At 69.4% G+C, this 15,138-nt stretch carries 17 protein-coding genes; 10 read left to right on the top strand and 7 right to left on the bottom strand.

Annotation, left to right across the window (positions count from 1 at the left end):
• Window positions 1-153: 153 nt before the first annotated feature.
• The 6 genes from IU476_RS17100 to IU476_RS17075 all read left to right on the top strand — a co-directional run bounded on the left by IU476_RS17100 (window position 154) and on the right by IU476_RS17075 (window position 7,246).
• Window positions 154-795, top strand: coding sequence for a cysteine dioxygenase (locus IU476_RS17100; RefSeq protein WP_195101302.1), 642 nt, complete (start codon window positions 154-156; stop codon window positions 793-795).
• Window positions 796-797: 2 nt separating this feature from the next.
• Window positions 798-1,220, top strand: a complete 423-nt coding sequence (locus tag IU476_RS17095) for a rhodanese-like domain-containing protein (RefSeq protein ID WP_195101989.1) — start codon at window positions 798-800, stop codon at window positions 1,218-1,220.
• Window positions 1,221-1,518: 298 nt separating this feature from the next.
• Window positions 1,519-2,985 carry a lysine--tRNA ligase gene (gene lysS / locus IU476_RS17090; protein ID WP_195101300.1) on the top strand — a complete coding sequence of 489 codons (1,467 nt, stop codon included), beginning with the start codon at window positions 1,519-1,521 and terminating at the stop codon, window positions 2,983-2,985.
• Between the two features lie 115 nt (window positions 2,986-3,100).
• Window positions 3,101-3,466, top strand: coding sequence for a histone-like nucleoid-structuring protein Lsr2 (locus IU476_RS17085; RefSeq protein WP_195101298.1), 366 nt, complete (start codon window positions 3,101-3,103; stop codon window positions 3,464-3,466).
• A 223-nt stretch (window positions 3,467-3,689) separates the two neighbouring features.
• On the top strand, window positions 3,690-4,313 hold the full coding sequence (locus IU476_RS17080) for an FHA domain-containing protein (RefSeq protein ID WP_195101295.1): 624 nt from the start codon (window positions 3,690-3,692) through the stop codon (window positions 4,311-4,313).
• 389 nt (window positions 4,314-4,702) lie between these two features.
• Entirely contained in the window at window positions 4,703-7,246 is a 2,544-nt protein-coding gene (locus IU476_RS17075; RefSeq protein ID WP_195101293.1) for an ATP-dependent Clp protease ATP-binding subunit, read from the top strand.
• Between the two features lie 150 nt (window positions 7,247-7,396).
• Here the strand turns inward: IU476_RS17075 and IU476_RS17070 are convergent, their stop codons facing one another.
• The 4 genes from IU476_RS17070 to IU476_RS17055 all read right to left on the bottom strand — a co-directional run bounded on the left by IU476_RS17070 (window position 7,397) and on the right by IU476_RS17055 (window position 10,638).
• Window positions 7,397-8,191: an LLM class flavin-dependent oxidoreductase gene (locus IU476_RS17070; RefSeq protein ID WP_195101291.1), complete on the bottom strand. Its 795-nt coding sequence runs from the start codon at window positions 8,189-8,191 to the stop codon at window positions 7,397-7,399.
• A 79-nt stretch (window positions 8,192-8,270) separates the two neighbouring features.
• Window positions 8,271-8,534: an SHOCT domain-containing protein gene (locus IU476_RS17065; protein WP_195101289.1), complete on the bottom strand. Its 264-nt coding sequence runs from the start codon at window positions 8,532-8,534 to the stop codon at window positions 8,271-8,273.
• Between the two features lie 93 nt (window positions 8,535-8,627).
• On the bottom strand, window positions 8,628-9,290 hold the full coding sequence (locus IU476_RS17060) for a response regulator transcription factor (RefSeq protein WP_195101288.1): 663 nt from the start codon (window positions 9,288-9,290) through the stop codon (window positions 8,628-8,630).
• Window positions 9,291-9,381: 91 nt separating this feature from the next.
• Complete coding sequence (locus IU476_RS17055; protein ID WP_324194101.1) at window positions 9,382-10,638, bottom strand: sensor histidine kinase; 1,257 nt, start codon at window positions 10,636-10,638, stop codon at window positions 9,382-9,384.
• A 127-nt stretch (window positions 10,639-10,765) separates the two neighbouring features.
• On the opposite strand from IU476_RS17055, the gene IU476_RS17050 reads away from it, so the two are divergent.
• Window positions 10,766-11,713 carry an ABC transporter ATP-binding protein gene (locus IU476_RS17050; protein WP_195101286.1) on the top strand — a complete coding sequence of 316 codons (948 nt, stop codon included), beginning with the start codon at window positions 10,766-10,768 and terminating at the stop codon, window positions 11,711-11,713.
• Entirely contained in the window at window positions 11,710-12,558 is an 849-nt protein-coding gene (locus tag IU476_RS17045; protein ID WP_195101285.1) for an ABC transporter permease subunit, read from the top strand. The genes IU476_RS17050 and IU476_RS17045 overlap by 4 nt, the downstream gene beginning before the upstream one ends.
• A gap of 73 nt (window positions 12,559-12,631) precedes the next feature.
• On the opposite strand, the gene IU476_RS17040 is transcribed toward IU476_RS17045, so the two are convergent.
• On the bottom strand, window positions 12,632-13,219 hold the full coding sequence (locus IU476_RS17040) for a TetR/AcrR family transcriptional regulator (RefSeq protein WP_195101284.1): 588 nt from the start codon (window positions 13,217-13,219) through the stop codon (window positions 12,632-12,634).
• Between the two features lie 103 nt (window positions 13,220-13,322).
• Between IU476_RS17040 and IU476_RS17035 the strand changes: the two genes are divergently transcribed.
• The gene (locus IU476_RS17035) at window positions 13,323-13,643 is read left to right on the top strand and encodes a DMT family transporter (protein ID WP_195101283.1); all 321 of its coding nucleotides are present in this window, start codon (window positions 13,323-13,325) and stop codon (window positions 13,641-13,643) included.
• A gap of 82 nt (window positions 13,644-13,725) precedes the next feature.
• Window positions 13,726-14,169 (top strand): OsmC family peroxiredoxin, encoded by a 444-nt coding sequence (locus tag IU476_RS17030; RefSeq protein ID WP_195101281.1) that lies wholly within the window; start codon window positions 13,726-13,728, stop codon window positions 14,167-14,169.
• A gap of 42 nt (window positions 14,170-14,211) precedes the next feature.
• Here IU476_RS17030 and IU476_RS17025 read toward each other — a convergent pair whose 3' ends face one another.
• Together IU476_RS17025 and IU476_RS17020 are read right to left on the bottom strand one after the other, a co-directional pair.
• Window positions 14,212-14,946: a CbtA family protein gene (locus IU476_RS17025; protein ID WP_195101279.1), complete on the bottom strand. Its 735-nt coding sequence runs from the start codon at window positions 14,944-14,946 to the stop codon at window positions 14,212-14,214.
• Entirely contained in the window at window positions 14,937-15,131 is a 195-nt protein-coding gene (locus tag IU476_RS17020; protein WP_195101277.1) for a CbtB domain-containing protein, read from the bottom strand. Before IU476_RS17020 ends, IU476_RS17025 begins: the two co-directional genes overlap by 10 nt.
• Window positions 15,132-15,138 lie beyond the last annotated feature (7 nt).

The following is a 15,138-nucleotide window of genomic DNA, read 5'->3' as shown; positions in this document are numbered from 1 at the left end:
ACCGCGCTTGCCCGGAGCGCACCGGCTGCTAAACTTCCGGACGTGTCTTACCGCGTGACCACCCAGGAGTGTTGTCGAGGCTGATTCGCCTCGGCTGATGTCGGGGCTTCGCATCCGCCCTCGACCATCCCCACTTCTCCTGGAGTCTCGCTCATGCGGTCCTCTGCAGTTGCCCTCTCCGATTCCGTGCGTACCCGCGTCGTCGCGCGCTCGTCCGTCGCGGACGTCCTGGCCCGGCCCGCCGCCGAGGTCGTCGACCGCCCGGTCGTGTCCGCGCTGCCCACCCGGCTGCGCCCCGCCGACCTGCTGCGGCTCACCGACGAAGGCGCCGAGGACGTGCTGGCCGGCCGCTACGACCACCTGCTGCCCGCCGACGGGGTCTGGCCCGCCGACGACCGCTGGGCCGTGCGGCTGCAATCCGACGAGGAGGTCGACATCTGGCTGATCAGCTGGGTGCCCGACCGCTCCACCGAACTGCACGACCACGCCGGCTCGCTCGGCGCGCTCACCGTGCTCAGCGGCGCGTTATCCGAATTCCGCTGGAACGGAAGGGAATTGCGCCGGCGCACGCTGGCCGCCGGGGACCAGGCGTCGTTCCCGCTCGGCTGGGTGCACGACGTGGTGCGCGCCCCCGACGAACTCGCCGGCCCCGCCGAACCGTCGAACCCGACGTTGTCGGTGCACGCCTATTCACCACCGCTCACCGCCATGTCCTACTACGAGGTCACCGGTCACGGCACGCTGCGACGCTCCCGGACCGTCCTCACCGACCAGCCCGAAGGCGATGTGAAATGACCATGACGATCGAGCAGATGCTGGCGCACGCGCGATCGCGGTTGCGGCGCGTCTACGCGTTCGAATTGCCCGATGCGATCGCCCGGGGCGCGCTGTTGGTCGACATCCGGCCGCAGGCCCAGCGGGTGAAGGAGGGCACGCTGCCGGGCGCCCTCGTGATCGAGCGGAATGTGCTGGAGTGGCGCCTGGACCCGACCAGTTCCGCGCGGCTGGCGCTGGCCGCCGACCACGACGTGGAATGGATCGTGGTGTGCTCGGAGGGCTTCACCTCCAGCCTGGCCGCGGCGTCGCTGCAGGAGCTGGGATTGCACCGGGCCACCGACCTGGTGGGCGGGTATCAGGCGCTCAAGGCGGCCGGTCTGCTGACCGTGGCGGCGGGCGCCCCGCACATCGCCCGGGAGGTCGTGGCGGTCGCCTCGGTGTAATTCCCCGGCATTGCCGTCGAATTACGGCGCGCCACAGCGTATTTCGATCGACTGTCCGCTCCGTCACAATTTCCGGGGGTGCGGTCGGGTCGGCGGGAGACCGCCTGTTCCGGGTGTGAATCGATGCGGTTTTGTTACTGTGCGGTATCGGCCGGGCGGCGCGCGAAACCATTTCCGACGCACGATAGGGTAGTGCGCTGTGAGCACCCCGAACACCCCTTCGTCCGGTAGCTCCGCGGGTTCGTCTCCTGCGGGGCAATCCCGTCCTGCCGCAGCGGAAGTCGACGTTCCGGAGCAGATGCGGATTCGCCGGGAGAAGCGGGAGCGGCTGCTCGCCGAGGGCGGTGAGGTCTATCCGGTGGTGGTGCCGCGCACGCACAGCCTCGCCGAAATTCGCGCGACCTATCCGGACCTGGCCGCCGATACCGCGACCGGGCAGCAGGTCGGTGTCGCCGGGCGCGTGATATTCATGCGCAATACCGGCAAACTGTGTTTTGCGACGCTCCAGGAGGGCGACGGCACCAAGCTGCAGGCGATGATCAGCCTCAACGGTGTCGGCGCGGACGCGCTGGCCGCCTGGAAGTCCGATGTGGACCTCGGCGACTTCGTATTCGTGCACGGTGAGGTGATCGCCTCGCGGACCGGCGAATTGAGCGTCATGGCCGATTCCTGGTCGATGGCGGCGAAGGCGCTGCGCCCGCTGCCGGTGGCGCACAAGGAGATGAGCGAGGAAGCGCGGGTCCGGCAGCGTTATGTCGACCTGATCGTGCGGCCGGAGGCGCGGGAAATGGCGCGCACCCGGGTCGCGGTGGTGCGCGCGTTGCGAAATGCATTGGAGCGCAGGGACTTTCTCGAGGTCGAGACACCGATGCTGCAAACGCTGCACGGCGGCGCGGCGGCGCGGCCGTTCGTGACGCACTCCAATGCCCTCGATATGGACCTCTACCTGCGTATCGCGCCGGAGTTGTTCCTCAAGCGCTGCGTGGTCGGCGGTATCGAGCGGGTCTTCGAGATCAACCGCAACTTCCGCAACGAGGGCGCCGACTCCACGCATTCGCCGGAGTTCGCGATGCTGGAAACGTACGAGGCCTACGGCACCTATGACGATTCCGCGCGGATGGTGCGGGAATTGGTGCAGGAGGTGGCGCAGGAGGTCTTCGGCACCCAGGTCGTGACGCTGGCCGACGGCACCGAATACGACCTGAGCGGCGAGTGGAACACCGTCGAGATGTACCCGTCGCTGTCGGATGCGCTGGGCGTCGCGGTGACGCCCGAAACGACCGTATCGGAATTGCTGGCGCTGGCCGATCGGGTGGGTCTGGAAATTCCGCCGGACAAGGGCTACGGCCACGGCAAACTGGTCGAGGAACTGTGGGAGCACACCTACGGCGACAAGCTGTACGCGCCGACTTTCGTGCGCGACTTCCCGGTGGAGACGTCCCCGTTGACGCGGCAGCATCGCAGCAAGCCGGGCGTGACCGAGAAGTGGGACCTGTATGTCCGCGGCTTCGAGTTGGCGACGGGCTATTCCGAACTGGTGGATCCCGTGATTCAGCGGGAGAGGTTCGTCGACCAGGCGAGATTGGCCGCACAGGGCGACGACGAGGCCATGCGGCTGGACGAGGACTTCCTCGCGGCGATGGAACATGGTATGCCGCCGACAACGGGCACCGGTATGGGAATCGATCGGTTGCTGATGGCGTTGACGGGTCTGGGAATCCGGGAAACGATACTGTTCCCAATTGTGCGTCCGACCGCTCGCTGAGTCGTCGGAATCGAATGCCGAAGTCTCGTCTTGGAAATCTCGCAATTCGAGGTATTCTCAACTCGGGCATCGGCCTACTATGCGGGTCGCACGATTTCGAGAGGACGTTCATCTCATGGCAAAGAAGGTCACCGTTAGCCTGATCGACGATGTCGACGGTGAGTCCATCGCGGACGAGACCGTCGAGTTCGCGATCGACGGTGTGTCGTACGAGATCGACTTGTCCGCGGCAAATGCGGCAAAGCTGCGCGACGGGCTGGAGCAGTGGGTCACCAACGCGCGCCGGGTGAGCGGCCGGCGGCGGAGCAAGCCGACGGGTGCGACCGCGGGTGCGACCAAGAGCCGGGTGTCGATGGACCGCGAGCAGAGTGCGGCAATTCGGGAATGGGCGCGCCGCAAGGGCCACAAGGTGTCCGCGCGCGGACGTATCTCGGCCGACATTACCGAGGCATACAACAAGGAAGTCGGTCGTACCAACTAGACGATCGGACGCGACTACTCTTGTCGCTTTCGCCGCTGCCGTCCGGAGGAATCGTGCGCCGTCCGGACGGCAGCGGTATTTTCATATCGATTCCGCATAACCGATGGGCGGCGTTTGTTCCGCGATGCGCGCCGCGTGATCTTGCTCGGGTGCGGGCGGCGCGGCACCATGGAAACGTGCGAACGACGTCGCTGGCTGAGTGGAGAGTTGAGGGATCGGCGCAGTGACCGTATTTCACGAATCGTTCCTGCGATTCATCGATGACACGGGCCGGCAGCAGGAGTTGCCGCTTTCCCCGGATCTCCAGCGGATCACCATCGGTCGTTCACAGCAGGCGGATCTGACGCTGTCCTGGGACGCGGAGGTGTCCCGGCTGCACGCGTCGGTGGAGTACCTGGGCGCGCACTGGACCATCGTCGACGACGGCCTGTCCCGCAACGGCACGTTCGTCAACGGGGAGCGACTGGTCGGCCGGCGGCGGCTCTCCCCGGGCGACCGGATCCGGGTCGGCACCTCGCTGCTGTCGTTCCACGATTTCACCGGCGTCGCCGACGACGCCACCCGCACCTCGACCGGCTCGATGCCGACGACGCGCTCGCTGACCGACACCCAGCGGTCGGTGCTCATCGCGCTGTGCCGCCCGTACAAGAACAACGCCGGCTTCGCGACGCCCGCGCCCAACCAGCAGATCGCCGACGAGCTGTTCCTGAGCGTGGACGCCATCAAGACCCACATGCGCACGCTGTTCGCCAAGTTCGGCGTGGAGGACCTGCCGCAGAACCAGAAGCGGGTGCGCCTGGCGATGCTGGCCATGCAGAGCGGAATCATCTCCGAACGCGACCTCTGAGCCGGCCGGGCGCGGCTGTCCCCGAAGCCCCAAGGCTGGGAACTTTCGGCCCGGTGAGGTGCTCGATCCGGCGCGTCGCGACCGGTGCACCGCGGATTCGTGCCGCCCGTCACCGGCGGCCGAAACGATTCGGTACCGGTCGGGGGTGCGCTCGGCACTGTTCGCTGTGGGCGTACGTCCTGCAGAAACGATCCTGGCAACGGTCGCGTTATGACTCAATGAGACGTGCTGTCGGCGGTTCGCAATAGGGTGGACGGACGACGGCCGTGACCCCCGCCAACTAGAGTGGGAGGCGGGGGAGTGCAACCCCAGGGCTTCATGGCAGGCTGGCGATCGGTCGACTGAAGCGCCGGACAGCCGTAGTAAGCGGAGCAGGAAGTGAGGGAGCGATGTTCGAGAGGTTCACCGACCGCGCGCGGCGGGTCGTTGTCCTGGCCCAGGAAGAGGCCAGGATGCTCAACCACAACTACATCGGCACCGAGCACATCCTGCTGGGCCTGATCCACGAGGGTGAGGGTGTCGCGGCGAAGTCCCTGGAGTCCCTGGGCATTTCGCTCGAGGGTGTGCGCAGCCAGGTCGAGGAGATCATCGGGCAGGGCCAGCAGGCGCCGTCCGGTCACATCCCGTTCACTCCGCGCGCCAAGAAGGTGCTGGAGCTGAGCCTGCGCGAGGCGCTGCAGCTCGGCCACAACTACATCGGCACCGAGCACATCCTGCTGGGCCTGATCCGCGAGGGCGAGGGCGTCGCCGCCCAGGTCCTGGTGAAGCTGGGCGCCGACCTGAACCGGGTCCGCCAGCAGGTCATCCAGCTGCTGTCCGGGTACCAGGGCAAGGAGCCGGTGGAGTCCGGCGCCCGCGGCGAGACGGGCACCCCGTCCACCTCGCTGGTGCTCGACCAGTTCGGCCGCAACCTGACCCAGGCCGCGCTCGAGGGCAAGCTGGACCCGGTCATCGGCCGCTCGAAGGAGATCGAGCGCGTCATGCAGGTGCTCAGCCGCCGCACCAAGAACAACCCGGTGCTGATCGGCGAGCCCGGTGTCGGCAAGACCGCCGTGGTCGAGGGCCTGGCGCAGGCCATCGTCAACGGCGAGGTCCCGGAGACGCTGAAGGACAAGCAGCTCTACACCCTCGACCTTGGTTCCCTGGTCGCGGGCAGCCGCTACCGCGGTGATTTCGAGGAGCGCCTGAAGAAGGTGCTCAAGGAGATCAACACCCGCGGCGACATCATCCTGTTCATCGACGAGCTGCACACGCTGGTCGGTGCGGGCGCGGCCGAGGGCGCGATCGACGCGGCCTCGATCCTGAAGCCGAAGCTGGCCCGCGGCGAGCTGCAGACCATCGGCGCCACCACCCTCGACGAGTACCGCAAGTACATCGAGAAGGACGCCGCCCTGGAGCGCCGGTTCCAGCCGGTCCAGGTGGGCGAGCCGACGGTCGAGCACACCATCAACATCCTCAAGGGCCTGCGCGACCGCTACGAGGCGCACCACCGGGTTTCGATCACCGACGGCGCTCTGGTCGCGGCGGCTACCCTCGCGGACCGCTACATCAACGACCGGTTCCTGCCGGACAAGGCGATCGACCTGATCGACGAGGCGGGCGCCCGGATGCGCATCCGCCGCATGACCGCACCGCCGGACCTGCGCGAATTCGACGACAAGATCGCCGAGGCGCGCCGGGAGAAGGAAAGCGCGATCGACGCGCAGGACTTCGAGAAGGCCGCGCGGCTGCGCGACAAGGAGAAGCAGCTCGTCGCCAAGCGGGCCGAGCGCGAGAAGCAGTGGCGCTCCGGCGATCTGGACGTCGTGGCCGAGGTCGACGACGAGCAGATCGCGGAGGTGCTGGCCAACTGGACCGGTATCCCGGTGTTCAAGCTCACCGAGGAGGAGACCACCCGTCTGCTCCGCATGGAGGACGAGCTGCACAAGCGGATCATCGGCCAGGAGGACGCGGTCAAGGCCGTGTCCAAGGCCATCCGCCGCACGCGCGCCGGTCTGAAGGACCCGAAGCGTCCCTCGGGCTCGTTCATCTTCGCCGGCCCGTCCGGTGTCGGTAAGACCGAGCTGTCCAAGGCGCTGGCGAACTTCCTGTTCGGCGACGACGACGCGCTCATCCAGATCGACATGGGCGAGTTCCACGACCGCTTCACCGCCTCGCGGCTGTTCGGCGCCCCTCCGGGCTACGTCGGCTACGAGGAGGGCGGCCAGCTCACCGAGAAGGTGCGCCGCAAGCCGTTCTCGGTCGTGCTGTTCGACGAGATCGAGAAGGCCCACCAGGAGATCTACAACACCCTGTTGCAGGTCCTCGAGGACGGCCGCCTCACCGACGGCCAGGGCCGCACGGTCGACTTCAAGAACACGGTGCTGATCTTCACCTCGAACCTCGGCACGCAGGACATCTCGAAGGCGGTCGGCCTGGGCTTCACCCAGTCCAACAGCGAGGGCTCGAACTACGAGCGGATGAAGCTCAAGGTCAACGACGAGCTGAAGAAGCACTTCCGCCCCGAGTTCCTCAACCGCATCGACGACGTGATCGTCTTCCACCAGCTCACCACGGAGCAGATCGTGGAGATGGTGGACCTGATGATCGGCCGCGTCGCCACCCAGCTGCGGAACAAGGACATGGAGATCGAGCTCACCGAGCGGGCCAAGAGCCTGCTGGCCAAGCGCGGCTTCGATCCGGTGCTCGGTGCGCGCCCGCTGCGTCGCACCATCCAGCGCGAGATCGAGGACCAGCTGTCGGAGAAGATCCTCTTCGGCGAGCTGGGCGCGGGTCAGATCGTCGAGGTCGACGTCGAGAACTGGGACGGCGAAGGCGCCGGCGAGGATGCCAAGTTCACCTTCACCGGTAAGGCCAAGCCGGCCAAGCCGGTGACGGAGGAGGAGCAGCCGGTCGAGGTGCTGGCCGGCGAGGCGTCCGCCTCGGGCGAGTAGTCACCGAGGGCCGGCTCCGGCGGTGACCGCCGAGCGTCGGCTCCACGGCTGAAGCGTCCTGGCGGCCCGCTCCTACGAGGTCGCAGAGCGTGAATGGAGGCCCCGCTCCCGCAGGTTCGCCTGCGGGAGCGGGGCTTTCGCGTGTCCGGGTCAGCGCAGTCGTTCCAGCACCGGGGCGAAGGCGTCGGCCAGATCACCGGGCACGATGAGCTCGTCGATGCCGTACTTCTCCTCGCGCTGTCGCAGGACCTCGGCGGCCGCGCCCGGATCGGCGGGAAGCAGGCCGACCGCACCGGCGGCGCGCAGGGCGGCGGCGTCGGGCACGGTCCAGCTGCCCGGCCAGCGGGGCATCTCGTCGCCGATCCCCACCAGTTGAGTGGTGAAGGCGACCGGGCGGTCGGTGTGATCGCGGACCCGGGCGACCGCGGTGGCGAGATCGTCCTCGGTGGCGTGCGGCAGCAGGGCGATCAGTACGCGGTCGGCGATCTCGGCCGCGAGGGCGAGCATGCGCGGACCGGAGGCGGCGATCACCACGGGCGGCGCGGGATCGACCGCGGCGCGCACGGCCGCCACCGTGGCGGCCAGGTGGTCCCGGCGTGCGGTGGCCGAGCCCCACGGCAGGCCGAGCCGTTCGGTCTCCGCCTGGGCGTCCGGGCGGCCGATGCCGATGCCCAGTTCGAAGCGGCCGTCGGAGAGCAGCTGCAGCGCAGCCGTTTCCCGCACGGTGGCGGCCGCGGGCCGCAGCGGGGCCGCGAGGACGTTCGGGCGCAGCCGCAGGGTGGTGGTCACCGCGGCGGCGGCCGCGAGAGCCGGGAACGGCGAGGCGGTGTTGAGCGTGTCCGGCAGCAACAGGGTGTGGTAGCCCCGCTCTTCGGCGGTGCGGGCGGTCCGCGCCCAGTCGGCTCCGGACCGGGGCACCTGCATGGTGGCGAATCTGAGGGTCATGAGAATCTCCGCTGTGTGAAAGATGGTCCGAACTGACGGTCGGCGGTCCGGCGGCACACCGGATGCCGCCGGTGCGCGCTCACCGCCGGGCACGCCGCGTGCGGCGCAGCACCTCGAGCCGGGTCAGGTACTGGTCCTCGTCGATCTCGCCGCGTGCGAAGGCGGCCCGCAGCGTGCCGATGCCGCGGTCGCGCCACCGGGCCCGCCGGGTGACGAACAGCAGGGTCACCACGGTCAGCCAGAACAGGACCGGGAACACCCAGAAGAACGGCCAGGGGTGCCAGCCGCCGTCGTAGTGATCGGCCAGGAACGAGACGGTCGCGGGGGATGCGTAGATGTTCATGTCTCCCAGCCTCTTCCGATCGGCTGTCGACGGCATCGGCGCGCGGACGGAAACCCGTGTACGTATCGGTGCGTATGCCTGCCCGGCGTGCCGCTACTGCCAGCCCGGGCGCACCAGGCCGGATTCGTACGCCATCACCACCAGCTGCGTCCGGTCGCGGGCGTTGAGCTTCAACAGGATCCGGCTCACGTGGGTGCGGGCGGTGGCGGGGCTCATGAACAGCCGCTCGGCGATCTCGGCGTTGGTGAGGCCCTCGGCGACCAGCGTCATCACCTCGCGCTCGCGGTCGGTGAGGCCGGTCAGCTCGGCGGTCGGCGCGGGCTTGGCCCGGGTGGCGAACTCCGCGACCAGCCGCCGGGTGACGCTGGGCGAGAGCAGCGCGTCGCCGCCCGCCACCACACGCACGGCCTTCACCAGATCCGCGGGCTCGGTGTGCTTGACGAGGAAACCCGTTGCGCCCGAACGCATCGCCTCGAACACGTACTCGTCGAGTTCGAAGGTGGTGAGCACCACGACCTTCACCGCCGACAGCTCGGGATCCCCGGCGATGGCGCGGGTGGCGGCCAGCCCGTCGAGCACCGGCATCCGGATGTCCATCAGCACCACGTCCGGGCGCGCCTCCCGGGTCAGCGCCACCGCCTGCTCCCCGTTGTCCGCCTCCCCGACCACGTCGATCCCGTCCTGCGCGTCCAGCAGCGCGACGAATCCGCCCCGCACCAGCGCCTGGTCGTCGGCGACCAGCACCCGGATACTCATCGCGCCTCCGACGTACTCGTCGCGGCACGGGGAGAATGCCGCACCGCCGGATTCGCTTGCCGCCGAGGGCAAGTGGGCGTCTGCTTCGAAGTCATGTGTCGTCCCGGGGTTCGGAGTCGAGGTGGGGGATGGGAAGTCGGGCGCGGACCAGGAATCCGCCGCCGGGGCTCGGGCCGGCGCTGAGCTCGCCGCCGAGAACATGGGCGCGTTCGATCATGCCGGGAATGCCGTTGCCGCCGTGGGGCCCCGGTGCGGCGGCCGGGCCGGAGGGAGCGTCACCACCGGGTGCGTTTGTGGATGGATGTGGACAACCCGGCGGCGCCGAGTTCTCGACGGTCAGTGCCAGGGTGTCGGGCGAATAGTCCACGGTGACAACGGCTTCCGAGGAAGGCGCGTGGCGCAGCACATTGGTCAGCGACTCCTGCACGATGCGGGCGGCGGCACCGTCGAGTACGGCGGGCAGCCGCTGCGCGGTGCCGTTCACCTCGGTGCGGACCGACAGACCGGCGGCGCGGGCGGGACCGACCAGGGCGTCGAGGTCGGTGATGCCGACGGCCGGGCTCATCGGCGCGGCAGCGGAGTGCGCGCCGGCCCGGATCGACCGCAGCAGCGTGTGCACCTCGCCGAGGGCGTCGCGGCTGGCCTGCTTGATCGCCGCCAGCGCGGTGGCCGCCTGTTCCGGTTTGCGGTCCAGCAGCTCCAGCGCCACCGACGACTGCACGTTGATCAGCGACAGGCTGTGCGCGAGCACGTCGTGCAGTTCGCGGGCGATGGCCAGGCGCTCCTCGGTGGCGCGCTGCTCGCGCCGGGCCAGTTCGCGGGCGCGCTCGGCTGCCGCGTTGGCGCGCGCGGCCTCGGCCCGCTGGCGGCGCGCCACCAGCACCGCCCGCCGCTGCCGGATCCCCTCGGCCACCGCGATCAGCACGCTCAGCCAGGCCAGCAGTCCGAGAATCTGCCAGCTGTTGGTGGAATGCCCGCGCAAGGCGGGCACCGGCCACACCATCACGAGATAGCCCACCGGCACGAACGGATAGGTGTACCACCGCGATCCACGGCTCGCGGCGGTGAGGAAGGCGATCACCAGCGACAGGAAGATCGGCCCGTAACCGTAACCGACCAGCAGATACGTCGACGTCACCGCCAGCACGCCGAGGAATGCGGCCACGGGACGGACCCGGCGCCCGAGCAGCAGCAGCGGCCCCGCCAGCAGCAGCGCCACCCCGAACACGTCGAGGGCGCGCGTGCCGCTCTGGTGCGTGTTCGCCAGATTTCCCCCGGCCAGCTGCACCGCGGCGACGACGATCGTCACCAGCACGTCCCGGCCGTCGGGCCGCGTCCTCGACTCCACCCTCGCACGGTAGCCCGGCCGACCGCCGAGCGGAGCCTGCGCGCGGCGAATTACGTCTGGATACGTATGCCGCGTCGCGCTGCGCGGCGGATGTGTCGACCCTGGTCGAGGGCGGATTCTCGATGGCATGAACGATTCGGTACGCAACGGGTCCGCACCCACTCCGGTGGTGGCCACCGCGGCCTTGACCAAACGCTACGGCCCGCACACCGCCGTCGACGCCGTGGACATGACCGTCCGGGCCGGGGAGATCTACGGCTTCCTCGGACCCAACGGCGCGGGGAAGACGACCACGCTGCGCATGCTGGTCGGCCTGATCCGGCCCAGCTCCGGCACCGCCACGGTGCTCGGCAGTCGCCCCGGCGACCCCGAAACCCTGCGGCGCATCGGCGTTCTCATCGAGGGGCCCGGCTTCTACCCGTACCTCTCGGGACGGGACAACCTGCGGGTCTTCGCGCGCTACCGCGGCGCCTCGGCCCGCACCCGCGCGCTGCACGACGACGTGGAGCAGGTGCTGCACCGGGTGGGGCTCACCGACCGCGGCGACGACAAGTTCCGCGCCTACTCCCTGGGGATGAAGCAGCGGCTCGGCGTGGCCGCGGCGCTGCTGGGCCACCCGGACCTGCTCATCCTCGACGAACCCACCAACGGGCTCGACCCGGCCGGCATGGCCGAGATGCGCGAGCTCATCACCGGACTCGCCGCCGACGGGCACACCGTCGTGCTGTCGTCTCACCTGCTCAGTGAGGTGCAGGAGATCTGCGACCGCGTCGGCGTCATCTCGCGGGGCCGCCTGCTCACCGAGGCCACGGTGAGCGAACTGCGCGGCGCGGCAACGCTTTTCCTGCGAGCCGAGCCGGTGGAGCTGGCCTTCCCGGCCGTGCGGAAGGTGGTGGGCGAGCGATCCGCGTTGCTGACCGCCGCCGGCATCAGAGTGGCTGCCGGTACGGCAACGGCGCCGGTGGTGGCGCGCGCGGTGATCGAGGCGGGTGCGGACCTGCTGGAACTGCGCTCCGACGAAAAGTCGTTGGAGGAAGTCTTTTTCGAGATGACGAAAGTGGAGACGTCGCGATGAACGACCTGTTGGCCTGTACCAGAGCCGAATTCGCCCGGCTGCGCAAGTGGCCCGCGTTCTGGATCGTCCTGGGCACCTGGATTCTGCTGAATCTGGTCTTCGCCTACCTGTTCAACTACCTGGCCTACACCTCGGGCGACAGCTCCCGGATGTCCAACGGCCAGCCGCGCGAGGTGCTGTTGCAGCTGATGCTGCCGGCGGCGGTGCCCGAGGTGTTCACCCAGGGCATGGCGATGTTCGGCGGCGCGCTGATGCTGGTGCTGGGCGCGCTGGTGATCGGCAGCGGCTACGGCTGGGGCAGCTGGAAAACCGTTCTCACCCAAGGCCCGTCGCGGCTGAGCGTGGTCGGTGGGGCCGTGCTGGCGCTGGCCGTCGTGGTGATCGGGCTCGTGCTGTCGGCCTTCGTGATCGACACCGGCGTGGCGGCGCTGATCGGCAGTCTCCAGCACGGTTCGCTGGCGCTGCCGTCGATCGGGCGGGCACTGACCGGAATCGCCACCGGCACAGCCATTCTGGGCATGTGGACGCTCGCGGGTGCGGCGATCGGGGCGCTCGCCCGCGGCCCGGCGCTGGCCGTCGGACTGGGCGTGGTCTGGGTGCTGGTGGTGGAGAACCTGCTCCGCGGCGTGGCCGCGATCTTCTCCCCGATCCGCGTGCTCACCGACCACCTGCCCGGCACCGCCGCCGGCTCCCTCGCGGGCGCCATGCGCACGGTGGGCGGCGCGGCCACCCCGGGCGTCCTCGACACGCTCTCCCGGCCCACGTCGTTCGTCGTCCTCGCCGCCTACGTCGCGGTCTTCGTCGCCACCATGCTGTGGCTGGTCCACCGCCGCGACATGGCCTGAGCCACAACAGATCTCGTAGCCGCCGGTGCGCCCACCGGCGGCTACCTTCGTGCTTGCCCACCCGGCGAGGCCGTCACCCCGCCGGAGCGCCGAGTACGGCATGGGCGAGGCGGTGCAGGGCGGTGGTGATCTGGTTCCGGCTGCGGCCGCGCGAGCGTTGGTGGAGGTAGACCTCGGCGGCGAGGGGCGCGAGGAGGATGTCCACGAGCGCGTCCGGCTGGGGGACGGTGGCCGCCACGAGCAGGGAGCGGACGTGGGCGTACCAAAATTCGTAGGCGCCGGTGGTGAATCGGGCGCCGCCCGTCTCCGCGCCCAGCACGAGGGCGGAATGGGTTTCCAGCAGGCGCACCATCGCGGTGTAGAAAGCGGCCAGGCGTTCGGCGGGCGGCGCGCCGGGCCCCAACGGCGGTGTGCCGCGCAGTAATTGGCGTTGTAGTTCGCGCTCGTGCTCGTCGAGGAGGGCCAGGGCGACCGCGCCGACAGTCGGGTAGCGGCGGTACAGCGTGCCGCGCCCGACCCCCGCCGCCTTGGCGATGTCGTCCATGGTCACCGTGCGCGGGTCGCGAGTGCTGAACAGTTCGGCGGCCGCGGCGTGGATCCTGGCCCGATTGCGGGCGGCGTCGGCCCGCTCGGCGGCGGGCGGATCCGGTCGGGAGGACATGTGCGCCACTCTAGGTCGCCGGGGAATAAGTGGACAACATGTCCAGTTGACTCGTCCGAGAACGAAATGGACACGATGTCCACTTGGCTGACGGGATACCGAGATGAACTGGCTGCTCCTGGGATTGGCGGGACTGATCGAGATCGCCTGGTCGCAGAGCATCAAGCCGACGCAGGGCTTTTCCAAGCCGCTGCCGACGCTGCTGTGCTTCCTGCTGGCGGCCGCCGCGGTGTATCTGCTGTCGGTGGCGATGCAGTCGCTGCCGGTCGGGACCGCGTACGCGGTGTTCACCGGTATCGGCGCGGTCGGCGCCATCGGGCTGGGGATCGTTGTGCACAAGGATCCACTGAGCGCCGGGCGCGCGCTGGCGCTGGCGCTGATCCTCGGCGGCATCGTGCTGGCCAGGCTGACGAATCCGGAGTAGTGGCCCCCGAAGGGGCTACGGGAGTGCACGGCGAGCCGGTAGGTTCGGTCGGGACGGCACTACCTCACGTGAAAGGACAGTAATGCCAACACGTACCGCGCGTACCGCTTGGACCGGAGGGCTGCAGGACGGGTCCGGTCAGGTGGAGCTGGCAAGTTCCGGCGTCGGCAAGTTCGACGTGTCGTTCCCGAAGCGGACCGCCGACTCCGCCGACGGGACCACCAGCCCTGAGGAACTGATCGCCGCCGCGCATTCGTCGTGCTACGCCATGGCGCTGTCGGGGCAGATCGCCACCGCCGGCGGCACGGTGCGGAGCCTGGACGTCAACGCCGATGTCACGCTGGGTCCCGACCCGGCGGGCGGCTTCCACCTCAGCACCATCAAGCTGACCGTGCGCGGCAAGGTCGACGGCCTCGACGCCGCCGGTTTCCAGGCCGCCGCCGAGGGCGCCAAGGTCGGCTGCCCGATCAGCAAGGCCCTCGCGGGTGTCGGCAGCATCGAGCTGGACGCCGCGCTGGAGTCCTGAGCGCCGCCGGGCGGGGCGGTCCCGATGGGTACCACCCCGCCGTCAGGCGGCTACGCCTTCTTTGCGGCTCGCGAATTCGGTGAGTGTCGCGAAGGCCAGGCCGAGGGCCGCCCACAGGGTGGCCGTGACCGCCAGTGACGACACTCGGAACTGCCACAGCAGAGTGGCCGGGAAGTCGTCCTTCACCTCGTTCACACCCGGCAGGACGATGTAGCCGATCGCCGTCACGACCAGGAACGCCACCACCGCGGCGGTGACCCGGAGCGTGCTCAGCTGCGCGGCCAGCAGCCGGTGCGCGAACACCGCCGCGCCGACGGCCGCCAACCCCACCAGCACCGACGCCGCCCACAGCAGGGTGCGGTCGTTGATGGTGTCCGGTTCGCCGACCGCGGGCGGATTGGCCGGGTACTTGAAGAACGGCACGGCGCTGATCGCGAGCCACCCGCACAGGCCCAGCAGCACAGCCAGTTTCGGCCCGGACAGGCCGGTGTGCCGCCGCGCGATATTGGCGACCGCCGCGAAGATCGCGCCCAGCGCCAACCCGCTCAGCCCGAGCGCGAGAAACTCACCGAACTTCTGGCCGCCGCGACTGACCAGCGGTTCCTCGGACTCCTCATGCGAATGACCGTGCTCCGCGCCCGCCTCTTCGAGCGCGATGGCCGATTCGACCTTCGGTTCGCCGACGACGAAACCGACGGTGCCCGCCAGCAATCCGGCGATCAGCCCGGCCAGCAGGCCACGCAGCAGCAGTGTCCGGAGGGATCCGGTCAGTGGCACGGCACGCCCAGCAGGTGCCGCCCGTCGTGCATCAGCTCGTGCAGGTACATCCCGCTGCGGGAGATCGCACCCTGATCGAAGCCGACCAGGTACAGCGTGAGCAGTGCCATCAGGACGACGCCTACCGTCACGAGCACGGTGGCGAGGGAATCGGTTGCGCGACTGGGTACGTGCGCAATGGCCATGGTGATC

Origin of the sequence: Nocardia blacklockiae (assembly GCF_015477355.1) — a bacterium.
Taxonomy (GTDB): Bacteria; Actinomycetota; Actinomycetes; order Mycobacteriales; family Mycobacteriaceae; genus Nocardia; species Nocardia blacklockiae.
Note: the sequence above shows the minus strand (reverse complement) of the source record. Positions and strands in the feature narration are given on the sequence as shown.

Coding starts and splice junctions, on each gene's coding strand:
- IU476_RS17100 (WP_195101302.1), top strand. CDS start 154: ATGCGGTCCTCTGCAGTTGCCCTCTCCGATTCCGTGCGTACCCGCGTC.
- IU476_RS17095 (WP_195101989.1), top strand. CDS start 798: ATGACGATCGAGCAGATGCTGGCGCACGCGCGATCGCGGTTGCGGCGC.
- lysS (WP_195101300.1), top strand. CDS start 1,519: ATGCGGATTCGCCGGGAGAAGCGGGAGCGGCTGCTCGCCGAGGGCGGT.
- IU476_RS17085 (WP_195101298.1), top strand. CDS start 3,101: ATGGCAAAGAAGGTCACCGTTAGCCTGATCGACGATGTCGACGGTGAG.
- IU476_RS17075 (WP_195101293.1), top strand. CDS start 4,703: ATGTTCGAGAGGTTCACCGACCGCGCGCGGCGGGTCGTTGTCCTGGCC.
- IU476_RS17070 (WP_195101291.1), bottom strand. CDS start 8,191: ATGACCCTCAGATTCGCCACCATGCAGGTGCCCCGGTCCGGAGCCGAC.
- IU476_RS17065 (WP_195101289.1), bottom strand. CDS start 8,534: ATGAACATCTACGCATCCCCCGCGACCGTCTCGTTCCTGGCCGATCAC.
- IU476_RS17060 (WP_195101288.1), bottom strand. CDS start 9,290: ATGAGTATCCGGGTGCTGGTCGCCGACGACCAGGCGCTGGTGCGGGGC.
- IU476_RS17050 (WP_195101286.1), top strand. CDS start 10,766: ATGAACGATTCGGTACGCAACGGGTCCGCACCCACTCCGGTGGTGGCC.
- IU476_RS17045 (WP_195101285.1), top strand. CDS start 11,710: ATGAACGACCTGTTGGCCTGTACCAGAGCCGAATTCGCCCGGCTGCGC.
- IU476_RS17040 (WP_195101284.1), bottom strand. CDS start 13,219: ATGTCCTCCCGACCGGATCCGCCCGCCGCCGAGCGGGCCGACGCCGCC.
- IU476_RS17035 (WP_195101283.1), top strand. CDS start 13,323: ATGAACTGGCTGCTCCTGGGATTGGCGGGACTGATCGAGATCGCCTGG.
- IU476_RS17030 (WP_195101281.1), top strand. CDS start 13,726: ATGCCAACACGTACCGCGCGTACCGCTTGGACCGGAGGGCTGCAGGAC.
- IU476_RS17020 (WP_195101277.1), bottom strand. CDS start 15,131: ATGGCCATTGCGCACGTACCCAGTCGCGCAACCGATTCCCTCGCCACC.